At 45.0% G+C, this 17,787-nt stretch carries 12 protein-coding genes and 1 riboswitch; all 12 genes read right to left on the bottom strand.

Going from position 1 to position 17,787, the window contains the following annotated elements; translation table 11 throughout:
* Positions 1-1,145: hypothetical protein (locus COT43_01480; protein ID PIS30672.1), on the bottom strand; the 1,145-nt coding region annotated here is incomplete at its 3' end.
* 9 nt (positions 1,146-1,154) lie between these two features.
* Positions 1,155-2,699 (bottom strand): sodium:solute symporter, encoded by a 1,545-nt coding sequence (locus COT43_01475; protein ID PIS30671.1) that lies wholly within the window; start codon positions 2,697-2,699, stop codon positions 1,155-1,157.
* 79 nt (positions 2,700-2,778) lie between these two features.
* A complete protein-coding gene (locus COT43_01470; protein ID PIS30674.1) occupies positions 2,779-4,335 on the bottom strand; it encodes an MFS transporter in 1,557 nt (518 codons plus the stop codon).
* Between the two features lie 163 nt (positions 4,336-4,498).
* A complete protein-coding gene (locus tag COT43_01465) occupies positions 4,499-5,845 on the bottom strand; it encodes a hypothetical protein (GenBank protein ID PIS30670.1) in 1,347 nt (448 codons plus the stop codon).
* A complete protein-coding gene (locus COT43_01460; protein ID PIS30669.1) occupies positions 5,845-7,044 on the bottom strand; it encodes a hypothetical protein in 1,200 nt (399 codons plus the stop codon). Before COT43_01460 ends, COT43_01465 begins: the two co-directional genes overlap by 1 nt.
* 47 nt (positions 7,045-7,091) lie before the next feature.
* Complete coding sequence (locus COT43_01455) at positions 7,092-8,591, bottom strand: glycosyl transferase family 2 (protein PIS30673.1); 1,500 nt, start codon at positions 8,589-8,591, stop codon at positions 7,092-7,094.
* Between the two features lie 258 nt (positions 8,592-8,849).
* Positions 8,850-9,974, bottom strand: a complete 1,125-nt coding sequence (alr, locus tag COT43_01450; GenBank protein ID PIS30668.1) for an alanine racemase — start codon at positions 9,972-9,974, stop codon at positions 8,850-8,852.
* A gap of 64 nt (positions 9,975-10,038) precedes the next feature.
* Positions 10,039-10,509, bottom strand: coding sequence for a hypothetical protein (locus tag COT43_01445; protein ID PIS30667.1), 471 nt, complete (start codon positions 10,507-10,509; stop codon positions 10,039-10,041).
* Positions 10,506-11,258 carry a hypothetical protein gene (locus COT43_01440; GenBank protein ID PIS30666.1) on the bottom strand — a complete coding sequence of 251 codons (753 nt, stop codon included), beginning with the start codon at positions 11,256-11,258 and terminating at the stop codon, positions 10,506-10,508. The genes COT43_01445 and COT43_01440 overlap by 4 nt, the downstream gene beginning before the upstream one ends.
* Before the next feature lie 3 nt (positions 11,259-11,261).
* Positions 11,262-12,185: a hypothetical protein gene (locus COT43_01435; protein ID PIS30665.1), complete on the bottom strand. Its 924-nt coding sequence runs from the start codon at positions 12,183-12,185 to the stop codon at positions 11,262-11,264.
* Complete coding sequence (locus COT43_01430) at positions 12,185-14,878, bottom strand: DNA polymerase I (protein PIS30664.1); 2,694 nt, start codon at positions 14,876-14,878, stop codon at positions 12,185-12,187. The genes COT43_01435 and COT43_01430 overlap by 1 nt, the downstream gene beginning before the upstream one ends.
* A gap of 247 nt (positions 14,879-15,125) precedes the next feature.
* Positions 15,126-17,603 carry a hypothetical protein gene (locus COT43_01425; protein ID PIS30663.1) on the bottom strand — a complete coding sequence of 826 codons (2,478 nt, stop codon included), beginning with the start codon at positions 17,601-17,603 and terminating at the stop codon, positions 15,126-15,128.
* A riboswitch (TPP riboswitch) is annotated at positions 17,594-17,699 on the bottom strand. Its footprint overlaps the gene before it by 10 nt.
* Between the last annotated feature and the right edge of the window lie 88 nt (positions 17,700-17,787).

Raw genomic sequence — 17,787 nt, 5'->3', positions numbered from 1 at the left:
TTCGCCCACTGAAACCGGTGCGGATAGAGTTGACCGATCAATCCTACCGTAACTGCGCCAACGGTCGAAGATCGGTACAAATTCCGGTCGCGAATGATCCAGCGAATCCTTATTTGCTTCTGTTCGTTGCTTGTTTGGGCTCGGACGATATCAGGAATTCCATCCGGTAAATATCCGGTTTTAGTAAATTCAACGCCGCTAATTTTTTGCGAGTTGAGCACGGCCAGCAGTTCATCAGGAGAAATCCATTCAGCGCCGAAGATTTCATATTGAAAAGAGGAGCCGGTTTCGATGTTGATATTCGACTGAAAGGCAAAAATACCCGTTGCATACGATAAAAGTGTCTCAACCGTCAGGATATTTTTCAGCGGTAAGTGCCAATTCATTCCCGTTTCATCGTACCACATCGTCCGCCGGTAATTTGCCATCGGAATGATGAACAGCCGCGCAGGTTTAGCCATTTTCAGCCAATTTTCTTCGTTCATCATCAACGCTAGTTCACCGATCGTCACACCGTAACGGAACGGAATCGCGCATCCGTTTAGCGCAGGTGAACGCATCGAAATCGGCGCTTCGACAATCGATGAAGTCAAAGGATTTGGTCTGTCTAAAATCAGTAACGCTTTTCGCGTATCCGCACTCAACCGAATCACTTTTGCTAACGCCGATACAGCCATCGATTCCCGCAAACCAATATCCTGAACATCCCAGACAATGATATCGCAGTCGTTCAAAGCGACAGCATCCAGATCGGACAGACTGCGGGAAACCGTCATCTGTCTCGAACCGGAATCCGATGAAACATTGGAGAAAGGCGAATCTCCGTCCTTCTCTGGCATCACCGACTCTGGTAATTCGATAAATGATACAACAGCACCTTCCCATTCATCCCGAAAAACGTCCGCTGTATGACGATTTTTCCGGTCGTAACTCCCGGAATTAAAGATGACGGCGATTTTCTTATTCCGGATGGTCGAAAACCGATTCTCGATCAGCAAATCCAACCCGGTGTGAAAATCGAGCGTGTCGCTTTTGGCTTTAAGATGAAATATTTTTGAATTTTGGAATGTAGATTCCTGCGCGCTACCGAGCGAACAGAAAACGACAAAACAGAGGATGAGTCTTTTCATCGCTCGGCCTTTCATTTTCTTACTTCATTTGGACGTCAGTATTCTTTTTGAAATAGACGCCGATAGATTTCCAACGATCAGTGTCACGGCACAACCGATCAGCGTGTACCACGTCCAGTAAACTACCGACGGACGCCCCAGAATAAACGGCAAGACGATGAACAACAGCATCGCCAGAATCCCCGCGGAAAAGCCCCAAATTGCGTCCCGCTGGTCCGGCTTTTTAAACAAAACACCCAGCATAAACGTGCCCAGCAATCCGCCGTATGTGATCGAAGCAATACTCAACGCGATTTCAACAACCGACTGCAGAATATTGATAAATAAAAATGCGACCGCAGTTAAAACCACCGCCCAGAAAATCGTTAGAATTCGCGAGATTTTCAAATCGCGCGCCGGATCGTTGGCTTTGCCAAAGTACGGTTTGTACAAATCCATCATCGCCGATGAGGAAAGCGAACTGATAGAGCCAGCCAGAGTCGATAGCGCCGCCGCGAACAGTCCGGCAATGATGAAACCGCGAATTCCGGTCGGTAAATTATGAATAATAAAGTATGGGAAAATTTCGTCGGGTTTGGAAAACAGGATGCCCGCTCCACCGACTTTGGCGCCCTGATAATAGGCAAACAGCATCAGACCAACCAGCAGGAATAGCGCAAATTGGAAGATGACGATGATTCCGCTGGTGATAAGCGCTTTCTGACTGTCCTTGACCGTTTTTGTCGTCAGAAGTCGCTGAACGATGAGTTGATCGGTTCCGTGCGAAGCCATCGAGAGAAATGCGCCGCCGAGCAGAGAGCCGATCAGCGTGTATGGCTTCGCAAAAAAGCCGCGTATTCCGTCGGAAAAACCCCAATTGATAATGGAAAATTTGTTCGTCTCGCCGGAAAACAGATTGACTGCTGAAAATCCGTCCGGTACTCGTTTCAACAGGATTCCCAGCGCCAGAAGAGCGCCGCCAATGAAAATCAGCATCTGTAGAACATCCACCCAAATGATTCCCTTTACTCCGCCGGTGTAAGTGTAAATCATCGTCACTAACGCGATCACGACAATTGAAATAGCGTAGATGTCGATATTGGAATAATTCGCAAATGCTGGGAATGTCCGAAAAATAATCGCCAGCGGAATGGACGTTGCAAACAGCCGTACGCCGTCCGCCGCGACACGAGTGAAGAGAAAAACAATCGAAGCATAACTGCGCGTACTGCGCCCAAAACGCGTTTCAAGTAAAGCATACGCCGTGACGAGTTCGCCTTTTTTGTACGCTGGCAAAAACATGAAACTGACGACAATTCTTCCAATAAGATAGCCAATAGTCACCTGAAGGAAATTCAGATTCGTCATATAAGCCAGTCCCGGGATGCTAATAAACGTCAGCGTGCTCGTCTCGGCGGCGACGATCGAAAAGGCGACTGCCCACCACGGAATATTCGATCCACCCAGAAAATAGTCTTTAACATTTCGTTGTTTCCCGCCCGAAAAACTGCCGACGATCGCTACTATCACCAGATATAGAATAACTATCAGAAAATCAATTGTCTGGAAACCGAGTTGTGAATCCTGCAAATTTTGGCCTCATTTACTTTGTGAATGATCTAAATGCATTTAAATAAAACATTGTTAGAAAAAAACCAATTACCGGTTTCTATGTTTTTCTTTTCCCGAAATTCTGATCGATGTTCGCTAATCCGGCCACCAGAAAACTCGGAATCGTACAGATCATTATGTAAAGGAAGAAAGTCTGGTAACCCATCAGATCCTGCAACTTCCCGCTGATCATACCCGGAATCATCATGCCCAGCGCCATAAAGGCTGTTGCAATGGCATAATGCGAAGTCTTAAATTCACCCTCCGCCATGTATAGCATAAATAGCATATAGCCGGTAAAACCGAAACCGTAACCGAGTTGCTCTATCGCCACGCAGATCGTAATGATCAGAAAATTATCCGGTTGAACAGACGATAGATAAACATAAACCAGATCCGGAATATTAATGGAAAGCGCCATCCAGAGCACCCACTTCTTCAATCCACCACGGGATGCGATTATTCCACCGAGGATACCGCCAATAGTCAGGCAGATCAATCCGACCGTCCCGTAAACAAATCCGACCTGCGTGGTTGTCAAAGCCAGACCACCGGCTTCCTGTCTGTCTAACATGAAAGGCGAGGCCATTTTAACTAACTGCGATTCGGCTAAGCGGTAGAACAGCAGGAAAAAAATCCCGGAAACGATGCCTTTCTTCTGGAAAAAACTGGAAAACACTGCCAGCCATCCGCTGGTCAGTTCTTTAGTTTTAATTGTAACCTTTTCCAGTCCTTTCGGCAACATCAGTTTATGATACAAACCGAATAGCAGAAAAATAACGCCCAAAGCCCCGAATGAAACCGCCCAGCTGAACGGCGTATTACCGGCTGTCGCCTCAAATTCCGATCTGCTCGGTTCTTTTAGCCGATGATCGACTTTTAAAGTCACTTTGACCGGTTTATTCCAGTTCTCAGTTGTAAAATCAAGCCGCCCGGCCGTCGCTAAAAGGATGTCCTTGCTCCCTTTTTTTCGACCAAAGTTGACCGTCACCTTCTTGCCCTGTTCGGGCGGCGCAGACAACCTGATGAAAACATTGGCCGAATCGTTATCCGGACGAGCAGAGTCGTAAATCGGTACTTTGATTTCGGCCGGGATAATCACGATATACGTCTTGCCGGAATCGCTTAGCATCGGCAGATTACCTTCATCAACGACCCGAACGATTTCCGTGGCAGGTACAGCTGTGGCGGTAACCTTGACCGGTTCAAGACCGGTATGACTTTGAATAAAACCGGCCAGCATAACAATCAGCCCCTGCCCAACGATCATGGCAATCCGGTAAAAAGTACTGCGGATGCCGACGAACCAGGTTTGCTGATGTTCATTCAGACCAATCATATAAAAACCATCGGCGGCAATATCGTGTGTGGCCGACGCGAACGCTACCAGCCACAAAACTGCCAGTGTCAGAGTAAAATACAGCGGCAATTGCACCACTAAAGCGACACCGATGAAACAACCTCCCAATAAAATCTGAGTAATCAACACCCAGTTCCGTTTGGTCGAGATGATGTCTACAAACGGACTCCAGAGCGGTTTAACGACCCATGGCAAATACAGTACGCTCGTCCAGAAAGCCAGAACAGTATTGGAAATGCCCATGGTTTTGTACATAATTACGGAAACGGTCATGGCGATGGCATAAGGAATACCTTCTGCAAAATAGAGCGATGGCACCCACGCCCACGGATTTCTATAGTCTTTTTTCGCCGATTCCTTTTCCGACATAATAAACCTTCCGTTCTGAATTATTTATAATGAACGTTCCTAACAATTATCAATAGATTTTATTTAGTTTTGCACCCGGGTAATAATGATTCAGTATTTCTTCTGTCGCATATCCTTTTAAGGACATGCCAAGCGCTCCAATCTGACAATATCCAGCACCGTGCCCCCAACCTGCACCTTTCAGAATAAAGACATCCGGAATCTCCGATTCGCCTTCTGTGTCAATAACAAACGCCGAACTGTACAAAAAGATTTCATGAAAACTTTCCCGAATGACATATTGATCTTTTATCATCCGCTCCCGAATCGAACCCGAGCCGTCTTCAAAAATTACTTTCACAAGAACCAAGCGTCCGGAAGCGCCGCGTTTGATTGGTTCAATCCTGTGAATATTTTTCGCATCAAGATTCAACTTCAGGTTAAGCAAAGCCGTCAACTGTTTTTGCGTATACCGAAACTTCCACCGAAAATATTCCCCTTCTTCATCGACATTTCCAAGATACTTCACCAACTCCTTTTCTGGGACAACCGATGGGCTACAAAAAGACTCCGGTGACGATTCAATCCAAAGGCGAACCTTCTCTTCGGAATCGAGTGGCAAAGATGGATGTGAAAAACCTTCCGGCGCGTCAATGATTGGCTGGATATACGGAACCACGTTACCATTCCAAATATTCTCAAATGCTTCGGTTATTCCGCCACAACTTTTGGAATAACGCGTGTCGCAGATTTTTCCGCCGAACATCAATACCTGCCCAGCCGTTGCCAAAGCCCCTCTGATGGACCGATCTGAGAGATTCGTCGTTCCCTGATAGCGCTGACAACAATCGTCGTTGCAAACGTCCATCCCAAGCGCTCGATGTTTCATTTCGACATTTGCAAGCATCCAACTGCGAGCGACAATCGTCTGCGATTCAATTAACGCAGGTGGACAGGCGGCGCCCATCTCGGCAGTTGCCACACACATCAAATACTGTTCGATGGGTACTTCGTTGATCATAATCAGCGATGAGTCGAATATCCGGACTTCCATTGAACCAGACAAAAACACGTCGATATTCTTTTCCCAATGAAATCCGCGACCGGCAATCACCTTTTTCACTCGAATCCCTGCATGGTTGTAAATCGGAACCGGTTTGACGAGCGGATCAATTTTCCATATCCTGTCCTCGCCATATTTCTCGCCATTGATGATAACTTCGATCGTAGAATCCTGCAGGTTGAATTTCACGATAGTTTCTGGTTTAAGCACTTGGCACTGTTCACCATCGCTGACCAAGTAATATTCAGGAGAACTGGGCAGTTGAATTTCGATAGATGAAAATTTATCTTCAGGTAAAACGATTCCGACGGAAATAAACGGCTCTTTTTTTGGAATTGAATTGGGCGTAAGCACTATTTTCTCCTTTTTAGATAAGCATCGATGCCAGCGCCGATGGCTGGGGCTTCCCTTAATTTTGAAATTTTAAACAATTCTGTACGGAATTGACCGTTTGCCAGATAATATTGCTTTGCCGGTTCATCCAGACAGGTCGATTGAGCAATCAATCTGGATAATTGCCGCATCATCGGATTCCACAGCAATTTGTCATTTCTGCACTCTTCAAAAAGGTCACCGAGTCGTTGCCCGATAATCAGACTATCAAACAATGACTTGTGATAAGGATGCGTTTTTGACGGAGTCGCGCGTTTCGGATTAACAAATTGAAAAAGACCTTGCCAACCGCAATAAAGCGTCGTTATTCGTTCGTATAATAAAACAGCAATATGCAATGAAAGCGTTTGAAAAACTTCGCAAGCGGCTGGTTCTCCTGCCAGTGCATGTTCGCGAATCTGGGACGGATAGATTTTCTGCTCTTCGATCTGTGTAATATCTCTCTGAACGATATCGGCATAAATAGACTGAATTCCGCGAGAACTGACATATTTCTCGACCGACCGGTTCTCATCGCTTTTCATTTCCCACGCTTTAATAAACCAGTCCTTGATCTGATCGAGCGCCACGACTTCGCCGCGAAGTTTAATCGCATCCGCCGCACCTGTTCCCCCGCCCAAATAATAGGAATTCTCCGCATTCCGGAATTGACCTTCTGCGGCAAATTCTTCACCAAGCCCACAATAATAAGCGTCACTGCCGATATGAAAAATCGGCTCAACCAACTCGATTCCTGCACTCTGTAAAATAGATTCAATGTCTTCTGCGTAGCGGACAATGCGCGGTCCGTTAGCCATTGCGCCGATCCCGCGCTCGTCTTTGGTTTTCAAACCGGGCATTCCGATGCCCAGCAGAATACGGTTTTTCCCACTTTTTCGGACGATGCTTTCGATAACCTGAGCGACCGCCTGCGTGTAGGTTTTGCCTTGCGTTACTTCTTCGTTGGTCGGAACGATATTGCCACTGGCTAATCCTGCGAGCTGAGTATTGATGTCTACCGGTTTAAAATTCTCTATATAGCCGGGAATTTCACGATACGATTTTATGGCGTTAAATTCACCGAGAGAGAAAAATTTGCCCCCATCGAGAACATTAATTGACCAACCGTTAACTTTCGTCGCTCCGCCGTCGATTCCAATTAAAAAAAAATCTTTATCCATTCACGTTCCTTTGCTTTACAATCCAATATCCATCAAGCCCATTAACCTTATTTAGCATTCAATTTCTGTCTTCGTCCGACAGCGATCAATCGCATATAATCTTTCGCTTCATCATTGCGGTCAATCGTTTGTTGATCGATGCTGTGATCCGTGCCACCTGAATGCCGAACAACTTCATAGATCGGATCCCAAACGCGCACGATGCGATATTTTTCACTGATTTTCATGACAAGATCGTAGTCTTCGCCGTAGTTCTGCGCGTATGGTTCGTCATTGATGCCAAAGTAGCCCATCTCTTTGATAATCTGAATCGGAATCGAGCGAGGCGCGCCAGCTCCGTTGATGTGCAAAAGATTGTTGCGACCGTTCTCTTCCGTCCATTCGTCGTGCGTCACGATGGGAATCTGTTCCATTCGGATAAATTCGCCATTCGGCCTCTTTTCCCAAACTTCGTACGAACCAATCACCATTCCTATTTTTTCGTCAGATTGATAAACTTTCATAATTTTTTCGACGGCATCGGGTTTAAGCATGTCATCAGAATCTAACTGGACATAGTATTTTCCTTGGGCAATCTTCACACCGAAATCCAGCGAAAGACCAATGTTGTTAACATCAGCGACAACCAGTCGAACGGATGGCTTTGTTTCATCATATAGAGAACCTTCCGGCATATACTTCCGAACTTCCTGAATCGTTGGATCGTCATCTCCACCGTTGACAACGACGATGACTTCAATGTCCTGAACCGTCTGGTGAAAAACCGACGATAATGCGGTTTCGATAAATTCCGGGCGACGGTTGACCGGAATGATCACTGACACAACGAATTGGGCATCTTTTGAAGGTTCCGGACGTTTATGGTAGCCCTTTCCCGGTTCTAAATAAGCGCCAACTCTCTGCAAATGTTTCGTCAGAACCGCTTCTGCTTCCCGATTAACTGCTTTTCCTACCAACAAATAGTCGAACACGTTGTGCGCTTTGCTTTCCGCGACGACTTCATAGAGTGAACCCGCGACTTTGTTTGCAACGTGAACAATGTCGAATTTTTCCGATAACTTCAGACGAATATCATAAAGCGCCCGGTATTTCAATGATTCGTCAAACAGTTTGACCGATTTGAGCGCATCCTTCGAGAAAAAGAATACCTTGCCGAAGTCCTGATTATCACGCAATCGCCCCGCGTGATGTTTCAAAAGACGAATTTCCCTGCGAGTTTCATCTTTTAGCAGATCGTAGTCGGCGTATAACATTCCGAAATTGGGATATTTTTCGACAATCAACATCGCCGTGTCGATATACGAGCGTTTTAACCGGATCTCATCGACCGAATTATCAATGTATAACACATAATTGGATGTGCATTTTTTAATTGCATGGTTCACTTTTTCAGATTGATTCTTAAAATTGCCCTTGATGACAATCGTTGAAACTGAGCCAATCTCAAATTGTGACTTTTCCGCTTTCCGCTCATCGATAACGATCAATTCTTCCGGCAATGTGTATTGATTGACAATCGAATTCAGAATGTGTGCAAATCCATTCATGTCGTACGGAAGCGCATCGGTCAAATGAACGATGACGCTAACTGAAAATTTCTTCTGTTCCTTTTTCATTGACACTCCTATATCAACATTTCTTGTTCCTAAAACGATTTAGGTCGCTGATTGATCAACAGGAAACTCATGAAGTTCGATCCTGATTTTGTTGATTCGTGATTTTTCCATCTCCGCTCTAAACTAAGAATTTTACTGACAAGATGAAACACTTTTTACCAGACATTTCTATAGGCTTCATTATCCGATTCAATTATCCGTCTCATCTATATAAATTCGCGGAACGCGCTTGCTGACCGAACAGCACAATTCATAGGAAATTGTACCGACGCGTTCGGCGACTTCTGTAGCTTGTAAAACTCCTTCCGGCGTATTTCCCCAAAAGATCACGACATCGCCAACCCGCACGTCGGAATCGCCGAGATCGATCATGATTTGATCCATCGTCACTGCTCCGACAATTGGATATCGTTTTCCTCGAATCATCACTTGACCTTTATTCGTAAAAGTTCGATGAATTCCGTCCGCGTAGCCGATCGGCAGAACTGCAATCCGCGTATCTTTTTCGGTGACATACCGGCAACCATAACTGATCGGCGTTCCTTTGGACACCATGCGAATCTGCGATACAACGGTCTTCAGTGTCATGACCTGTTTTAGATGAATCGACTCGGTCGTTTCATTTGTCGGATAATGTCCGTATAGACAGATACCCGGACGAACCATATCGAAGTAAGCGTCCGGAATGTCCAGAATAGCGCCACTGTTGGCCAAATGAAATTTCGGCGGATTTGAACAGAATTCCCGAACACTGTTTCTGACTTCCCAAAATCGACGCAATTGCTCAAAAGCATAAGATTTTTCTTTTGAATCTGCCGTCGCAAAATGCGAGTAAATTCCCTCTACGCTGATCCGTGGATTTTCTAGAATAGTCCGAATCGAATCGACCGCCGTTTCAAATGGAAAACCGACGCGTCCCATTCCTGTATCAATTTTGATATGAACGCGCGCGGTTTTTGATAATTTCTGCGCCGCACGGCAGACATCTTGATAGTTTTCATCATTGGTCAGCGTGGTTATAATTCCCCGAGCGACACATTCTTCAATTTCCTCGGGCATAAGACCGCCAAATATCAATATATTTTCATTGATACCGGCAGTTTTAAGTTCAATCGCTTCAGCAAGTCTGGCGACCGCAAAATTTCTGACGCCAATCTCCTGAAGTTTTCTGGAAACAGGAACAGCACCATGCCCATAGGCATCCGCTTTGACAACGGCCAGAATTTCTGCGGGCGCAACCTGTTTCTGAATTTTTATCAAATTTTCAGCGAGATAACCAAGATTAATCTCAGCATAAGTACTATTCAAATTCATTATCGAGTTTCTTCTCAGGGAATTGACTTAACGGATAAAAATTCAACTACCAGTGACAAATTCGTTACTTTTCATTCCGATATTTCTCTTTCAGAAATTGCTCCAGTTCAGCGAAATCGGAAAAAATCTGTGTCACACAGCCCAGAACCCAGCCGGTGATCTTCTCAGCCGACAGACGCGTAACCATATAAACTGGAATTTTCATATAAAAGGCAAAAGTTAATTCGCCGTAAGTTCCACCTCCTAACGCCGCCGCCTCGTCCCAGTAACAAATAATATAATCAATTTCAGTCGTCAACGATTTCAGATCGCCAGTCATCAATTTCCGAACGGTTTCCTGAAATTTTTGAAGATTCGAAGTCTTCAATCCGCGAAATTGTCGTCCTTCGTCTGGCGTTAGATATTTTTTCTCTTCGATCAACGGATTATAGAAATCATGCCGAAGTTCCGACGCTAAAAAGTTCGACATTCGCGTTCTCCAGGCTTCTCCTCGATCGGAAGCGTGTTCAATCGCGCCAGCCAGATAGGCTTTCATCTTTTCAACCTCTCAATATAAAAATGATGGCAAACCCAGATTACGACACCGCTTAATACGACCATAAATATCATTCCGATAAAATCAAATTCGCCGTAAACTGCCAGTGTCCGCCCACCCTCAACAATCAGCGACGTTGGAAAATAGGCTAATACCCGCCAAAACACGCCATCAAGAGCGCTCAAAGGAACGATAAATCCCGATAACAACATCAACGGTATAAGTAGAAAAGAAATCGTCAGGATATGAATCTTGTAGTCTTTCACCCAAGCCCCAAGAATCAGCCCGATCTGAGTAACCAGAACCAATCCGACAGCCGTGAACAACCAAACGCTTAAAATCGACACAAATGATATCGTAAAACCAGTAAAAATCAAAAGGAAAACCCCCGATAATATCGCATGTGCCATTCCCGCTAACCAGTATTCTATAGATTTCCCGATAAAGATTTCAGACGGTAACAATCCGGCAATTCCAACTTGATCCGCCAATTGACGCTCCTGCACAAAACGACTCGAATCGAAAACCGCGACGGCATAGGAAACGGTTACTGAAATCGCTACAACAATTCCCGGTATAACAATTTCTGTAATGCCAATTTTACCGATCTGCGGTAGAAATTTTCTTAGTCCGACGCAAAACGTTAAAAACAAAAATAGCGTCCCGATCAGGTTAAAGACAACTTCAATAAAAATAACGATTGGTTTTCTCCGAATCTGCTCCCTAGCCAATAACCACCCTTTATTCATAAATTAGAATCCTTCATCTGATAATATTTGATTGATAAATTCATCGATACGGAAAGCGTTACATCCGATACTGATCACTGAGTCATAGTCCACTTTTTTCAAAACCCGATTAAAACACTCGAAACCACTGATAATAATTTCGACTGTATTCCGCCGATTTCGTATTTCAGTGATTCCTTCAATTCCTTTGATAGATTCAAGAAATTCGGCATTGGATTGCTTAAAAAGAATATTTCCGACAACAGGAACATCGACCTGAGATGACATTTTTTCAAGGGTTCCGTCGAAGCGAATTTTTCCCTGATGCAAAACGATCCAGCGATCGGCAAAGGTTTGAATGATCGAAAATTCATGAGACGCAATAACGATCGTTTTTGCCCTATACTGAGAGATCAGATAAGAATTGAGAACGTTTGTCGCATGATAATCAAGCCCCTGAAACGGTTCGTCCAAGATCAGAATTTCAGGGTCGTTCAATAAAACTTGAATGATGTCGAGAATCCTTTTTTCGCCTTTTGAATAAACAACCGGGCACTCGTGTATCACATCCTCAAGTTGATATTCGCTGACCAACGATTTGGCGCGTCGATCGAATTTATCTTCCGGAATTCCCCATAATCGCGCCGTCTTCTGAAGATTTTCCCAGCCGGTCAGCCATGGATCGTGAATATCGTGATCCGGCAAATATCCGATGCTTCGTTTGACTTCCGCCTCATTGCCCGGACATTCCTTTTCGTTGATGAAAAGCAAGCCTTCGTCGGGCGTCATTAGCGTCGAAAGAATTCTCAATAAAGTCGATTTGCCGGCGCCGCTTCGGCCGGTAATGGCAAAGACCGAGCCTTTTTCGACGCCGAGCGTCAGATTGCTCAGTACATACTTCTTGTTGAAATGTTTACTGACGTTTTTTAATGTAATTGATGCTTCCACTAATGTGCCTCATACCATGAATTACCAATACCAACTTCCGCCTTGACGGGAATATCGAGCGGGAGCGCCGATTCCATCGCATCGGTCACTATCGTTTTTACCGTCTCGATCTCGTCGTTGGGAACTTCCAATAGCAGTTCGTCATGAATCTGCAAAATCATCATCGCGCGCAAATGGCGAGATTTCAATTCGTCGTGAATGCGAATCATTGCGAGTTTGATCATATCCGCCGCCGTGCCCTGAATCGGCATATTGATCGCGACTCGTTCTGCGGCATCGCGAACATTTTTATTCAAGCTGTCGATATCCGGAACGTATCGCAGTCGCCCTGAAAGTGTTTTAACGTAGCCGGTTTTCCGAGCGCTTTCCGTCGTTTTAATAATGTAATCGTTGATGCCGGGATAAGTTTTGAAATACTGATCGATCAGTTTTCGCGCCTCGCTCATGGAAATTCCCAGTTCGTCTGTCATCCGGTACGGCCCGGCACCGTACATAATTCCGAAATTGACGATTTTGGCGACGCGACGCATCTCCGGAAGAACATCTTTTTCCGGAACGCCGTAAACCAAAGCCGCCGTCCGTCGGTGAACATCGACATCTTCCTGAAAAGCGCAAATCAATTCGGCGTCACGCGATAAATGCGCCATGATCCTGAGTTCAATCTGCGAATAATCCGCCGATAAAAGTTTCCATCCCTTTTTCTGAGGAATGAATGCTTTTCGAATCTCGCGTCCCAAGTCCGTCCGTATAGGAATATTTTGAAAATTCGGATCGCTACTACTCAATCTGCCGGTCGAAGCAACCGTTTGATTAAACGAACTATGCACGCGTCCGGTTTTCGGATTGACGAGTACCGGAAGCGCATCCAGATAAGTTCCTTTTAATTTCATCAAACCGCGATAATCCAGTACGAGTTTGGGAAGGCTATGTTTATTTTGAAGTTTTTCCAGTACGCTGACATCCGTTGAATGTCCGCGAACTTTCGGCAATTCCAATTTATCAAATAAGATTTCGCCTAATTGCTTCGGTGAATTGACATTGAACTCCCGACCTGCCGCTGAGTAAATTCGACTCACCAGATCGTCAATATCTTTTTCCAGCGAGATCGACATTTTCCTGAGAAATTTCACGTCGAGAAATACGCCATTTTGTTCTAACTGGATCAAAACCGGAATCAACGGCATTTCGATCTTTTTAAACACATCCCACGTACGATCGCTTTTCAATTTTTCCGTAAAGACCGGAACCAGTTCAAGTGCGATATCAGCGTCTTCCGAAGCATACCAACCGACTTTTTCGACATCGACCTGATCCATCGTAATCTGATTTTTTCCGCTCCCGATGAGTTCCTCGATCGGTTGCATCGTATAACCGAGATAGTATTGACTCAATTTATCTAATTTGTAACTGCGCGAATCCGGTTGAATCAGAAAAGCGGCGATCATCGTGTCAAAATCGACGCCTGCGAGTTCAATGCCGTTCCGTCGAAGAATCAGCATGTCGTATTTTAAATTTTGACCGCATTTACGGATGTTCGGATTTTCGAGAAGTGGCTTCAATTCGTTGAGAAACGTAAAATTGCTCCCTCCGGAAAACAGCGACGCCTGCGCGGATGGCGATTGGATTGGGACATAAACGCCCTGATGAGGTTTCCAACTCAGTGCAATGCCGACGATTTCTGCGAGCATCGGCGAGACCGAAGTCGTCTCAAGATCTACGGAAATTAGTTGAACGTTTTTTAAACTTTTTACGAGAGACTGAACTTCGTCAAGCGTATGAATCGTGCGATAATTTTTCTCCAGTTTATCGACGAGATCATCTTTCGTATCCGTTTTGATAAGCGAAACGAATTCCAGTTCCTCATAAATCTTCATCAATTCGGATTCGTTGACTCCCGAAAAACGCAATTCGTCAAGTTCGGTTTCGAGTGGAACATCTATTTTGATCGTTGCCAGCAATCTGGAAAACCGGGCATTTTCGGCGCCGTCGCGAATCATCGAAGCGATGCGTTCACTCGGAATTTCATCGACGTGATTGAGAATATTTTCGAGCGAACCCCATTCTTGCAAAAGCGGCGTCGCTTTCGCCGGACCAACGCCTTTGATGCCAGGAATATTATCCGACGAATCACCGACGAGCGCAAGATAATCGGCTACCTGCTTGGGTTGAATGCCAAATTTATTAACGACATCTTGCACATCGATGATCTCAACATCGCTCCGGGAAGAGTGTGGCTTATAAATTTTGATGCCATCACCAACTAATTGCATAAAGTCCTTATCGCCGGTAACCATATAGACGAGGATACCGCGATTTTTACCTTCCATCGCCAGCGTCCCGATAATATCGTCCGCTTCGTATCCCGGTTGAATGATGAGCGGAATATTCATCGCTCGCGTGATTTTAAAAATCCACGGCAATTGAGCGACAAGGTCTTCCGGCATCGCCTCGCGCGTCGCTTTGTATTCAGGATAAATCCGGTGGCGGAAGGTTTTCTCTGGAGCATCAAACGCCATTCCGATCAGATCAGGCTTCTCATCGTTGATAATTTTTCGGAGCGCGTTCACAAAGGCAAATGTCGCGCCGGTCGCAAATCCTTTTGATGTGGATAATCTGTTCCGCATCATTCCGAAATAAGAACGATAAGCGATTGCCGATCCATCGATGAGATATAATTTGCTCGGTTCTCTCATAATTCCTCGGAAATTTTAGCAAACCAACTTGAAATTGGCAAGTTCTTTTACTGGTCGGTTTATAATGTGTTTTTCATCGAAAAACAATTCCGACGTTCTTTGTTTTATCGGAATTGATCGGCGAATTGTTCTGGGTGGCTCAATCACGTACTAATTTAGCAATTGCCGGATAAAATATCGGCAAATTTTCATGCGACCTTGCCAATATCTTCCCCTTCCCGCAAAAAACTTGCGCCGAACGCAGGAACTAATCGAACTGTGCGGTCAACGTCAGATAGTAATTTCGGGTTGCGGCAGGCCAGTACGAATCAATCCTTTGCCGCTCGTCGCCCCACTTTTCATAATAGTTGTAACCGAATGTCTCATATAAAACATCGAACACATTATTGATTCGGAAGGTTAGAAACCATTTCACGCACCGGATCGCAGGCAATTCAATCCGCGTCCCGAAATTCACAACTTGATAGGAGGAAATAGCCGCCGACTCTGTATTCGCGAAATCGATATATTGCTTCCCGATATGGAAAACCTGCATCCACGATTCGGCAAATTTGTACCGACAGGTCATCTTGCCTTTGATCTGGAGCGCTGGAAAGCCGGGGAGAATGCGATCATGAAAATCCGCAATTCCGCCATAGCCGCTCCAGCCGATTGAATCTGCGCGAAAGGAGATCAGATGATTGTCGGCATAAGTCAAATTGCCATCGACTTTTAGCCACGAGTTAATTCTGGATGAGGCCGTTACTTCGATCCCCTGATGAATTGTTCGGTCTGCATTGGCGTGATAAACTTTATCAGCGTCAGTGTAACAATACTCGACCGGTATCAATTCATTCTTAAAATCCATTCGATAAAGATTGATCTGCGCCGACCATTTTTCGGAACTGAAAGCGGCTCCTAATTCAAAATCGGTTAGGAATTCAGTTTCTAACAACGGTGAATCGTATCGCTTGTCGGAAAAATTTACTTTCGGAAAATCGTCGGGATCATCGTGATCGTAAAGATCATCGTCTGCAGGTTCACGGTGAGCAGTAGAAAAATTCATAAAAGCATTGATCCCTTTTCCGATCTCCCAATTCAACCCCAGATGCGGATCGATGAAATTATATGACAATCCGTATTTATAACCGTCCGTGAACGCGCCTAATTTATCTTGATCAAAAAAATACCGATGACCGAGATATCGCACATCGGTCATTAGCGTTAGATATTTAGTCAGGTTAATCAATGCATGAACGTAGGCGGTGCCGCTAGTTTTCTTACTACCGTCCGAATAGTAGCGCCTGTTTTCGGCATTAACTAAAGACGGCGAAAAAATTTCCGCCACTTTTCCATAATGCTCGGACTGATAGAAGCGCACGTCGCCGCCGACAGTGAATTCTCCAAATGCAAACCATCGATTCAAATGAGAAATGATTCCCCAGTAACCGTTTTCTAGCCATTTTCTTCTTAACAGGTCAATCGGTTCGGAATTGTTAGTCATCAAATCGGTCAGATTATATTCCGCCGTATCGACATCGCCTTTAAATTGCTGGTAATATCCTTTACCAAAAATTTTATAAGTCGTTATGTTAAATAAACTTCCTGCAATTTTTTGGCTATGCTGAAAAGACAAAAGCGTTTGACGAAATACGTCCTGATTCAGGTCGTCGAATCCACCGTTATAAACAGGGTCGGCATAGAAATTATATCGCCGATCTGTTCGGTCTTGTAGATCGAAGCCATAAGCCGGAGCGACACCTTCCCATGAAAAAAAAGTCATTTCACTTCCGCTCATCACTTCCAAACGGGTTAACTGCTCTTTATCACTTTTTTCGATTCCGGCATGAACTGATGTTTGCTCGGCACCGCTACCATTCCGATAACCGGAACTTTTCAACCGGCTGACCCGCGAATAGATAATAAATCTTTGATCTTTCCACGGCCTTCCGCAATAAGACAGAGACGCTTTGGTTGACGGAAGATTTAAATTATCCTGAGTGTAATTTCCATAACCGGTTTCGACGACGAGTCCCGGATCAAGTGCAGAATATTTTGTCGTCAAGTTTACTGTTCCACCAAAAACCGACGTTCCATAAAGAGAATTGCCGACGCCTCGCTGAACCTGAACATCCGAAGCAGACGATAAAACGTCGCCATGATCTACCCAATAAACGGCATGCGACTCCGGATCGTTCAGCGGAATTCCGTTGACCATCACACCAATCCGATCTTGCTGAAAACCACGGATTTTCAGATAACTGTAACCGATTCCGTTACCGGCATCCGAATAAGAAAAAATACCAGGCAGATCGTTCAGAACCATCGGCACGTCTTGCTGAAAATAGGCATTGTCGATGTCGGATCTTTCAAGCGTCGTAAAAGCGACTGGTGTTTTCCCCGGAACTGCGCGCGAAACCGTCGCCAACACTTCCTCACAAGTGAGAATAGCAGGAGTTAGGAATATCTCACCAAGATTCGAGATCACAACGCGAACAGTCGCCGGTTCAAACGCAATATGACTAACACGTAGTTCACATGGCAGATGTTTGACAGATAAATTGAATCGCCCATCCGATCCGGAAATCGTTCCTTCGCCGGTTTCCAAAATATAAACATCGGCATAGGAGATTGGGCTTTTCGTATTTTCTGAAAGGATTCGACCGGTGACAAAATTTGTCGCAAGAGACGACGCACTCACCCCAAAGAAGATGAAAAAGAAGAAAAAACGAGCGGTAATTTTCATGATTGCCTCCTTTCGCTGGCATTATCCAGATCAGGTTCAACGGGTATTTCTCAGCTGCCTTTAGAAAAAATCGGGCAAGCACCCCATGACCATTTTGTTTACAAATAACTTACCTGCGTTTTACTTTTCGCAGGACGATTCGCGGGAACGTCTGGGAGTCGAACCCAGCTTCCCGAATTTTTCG

It is taken from the genome of Candidatus Marinimicrobia bacterium CG08_land_8_20_14_0_20_45_22, assembly GCA_002774355.1.
GTDB lineage: Bacteria > Fidelibacterota > UBA2242 > UBA2242 > UBA2242 > 0-14-0-20-45-22.
Note: the sequence above shows the minus strand (reverse complement) of the source record. Positions and strands in the feature narration are given on the sequence as shown.

Excerpts from the sequence above, each read along its gene's own strand:
- COT43_01470 (PIS30674.1), bottom strand. The coding sequence starts at position 4,335 with ATGTACAAAACCATGGGCATTTCCAATACTGTTCTGGCTTTCTGGACG.
- COT43_01445 (PIS30667.1), bottom strand. The coding sequence starts at position 10,509 with ATGAAAGCCTATCTGGCTGGCGCGATTGAACACGCTTCCGATCGAGGA.
- COT43_01425 (PIS30663.1), bottom strand. The coding sequence starts at position 17,603 with ATGAAAATTACCGCTCGTTTTTTCTTCTTTTTCATCTTCTTTGGGGTG.
- COT43_01430 (PIS30664.1), bottom strand. The coding sequence starts at position 14,878 with ATGAGAGAACCGAGCAAATTATATCTCATCGATGGATCGGCAATCGCT.
- COT43_01460 (PIS30669.1), bottom strand. The coding sequence starts at position 7,044 with ATGGATAAAGATTTTTTTTTAATTGGAATCGACGGCGGAGCGACGAAA.
- alr (PIS30668.1), bottom strand. The coding sequence starts at position 9,974 with ATGAATTTGAATAGTACTTATGCTGAGATTAATCTTGGTTATCTCGCT.
- COT43_01440 (PIS30666.1), bottom strand. The coding sequence starts at position 11,258 with ATGAATAAAGGGTGGTTATTGGCTAGGGAGCAGATTCGGAGAAAACCA.
- COT43_01455 (PIS30673.1), bottom strand. The coding sequence starts at position 8,591 with ATGAATGGATTTGCACACATTCTGAATTCGATTGTCAATCAATACACA.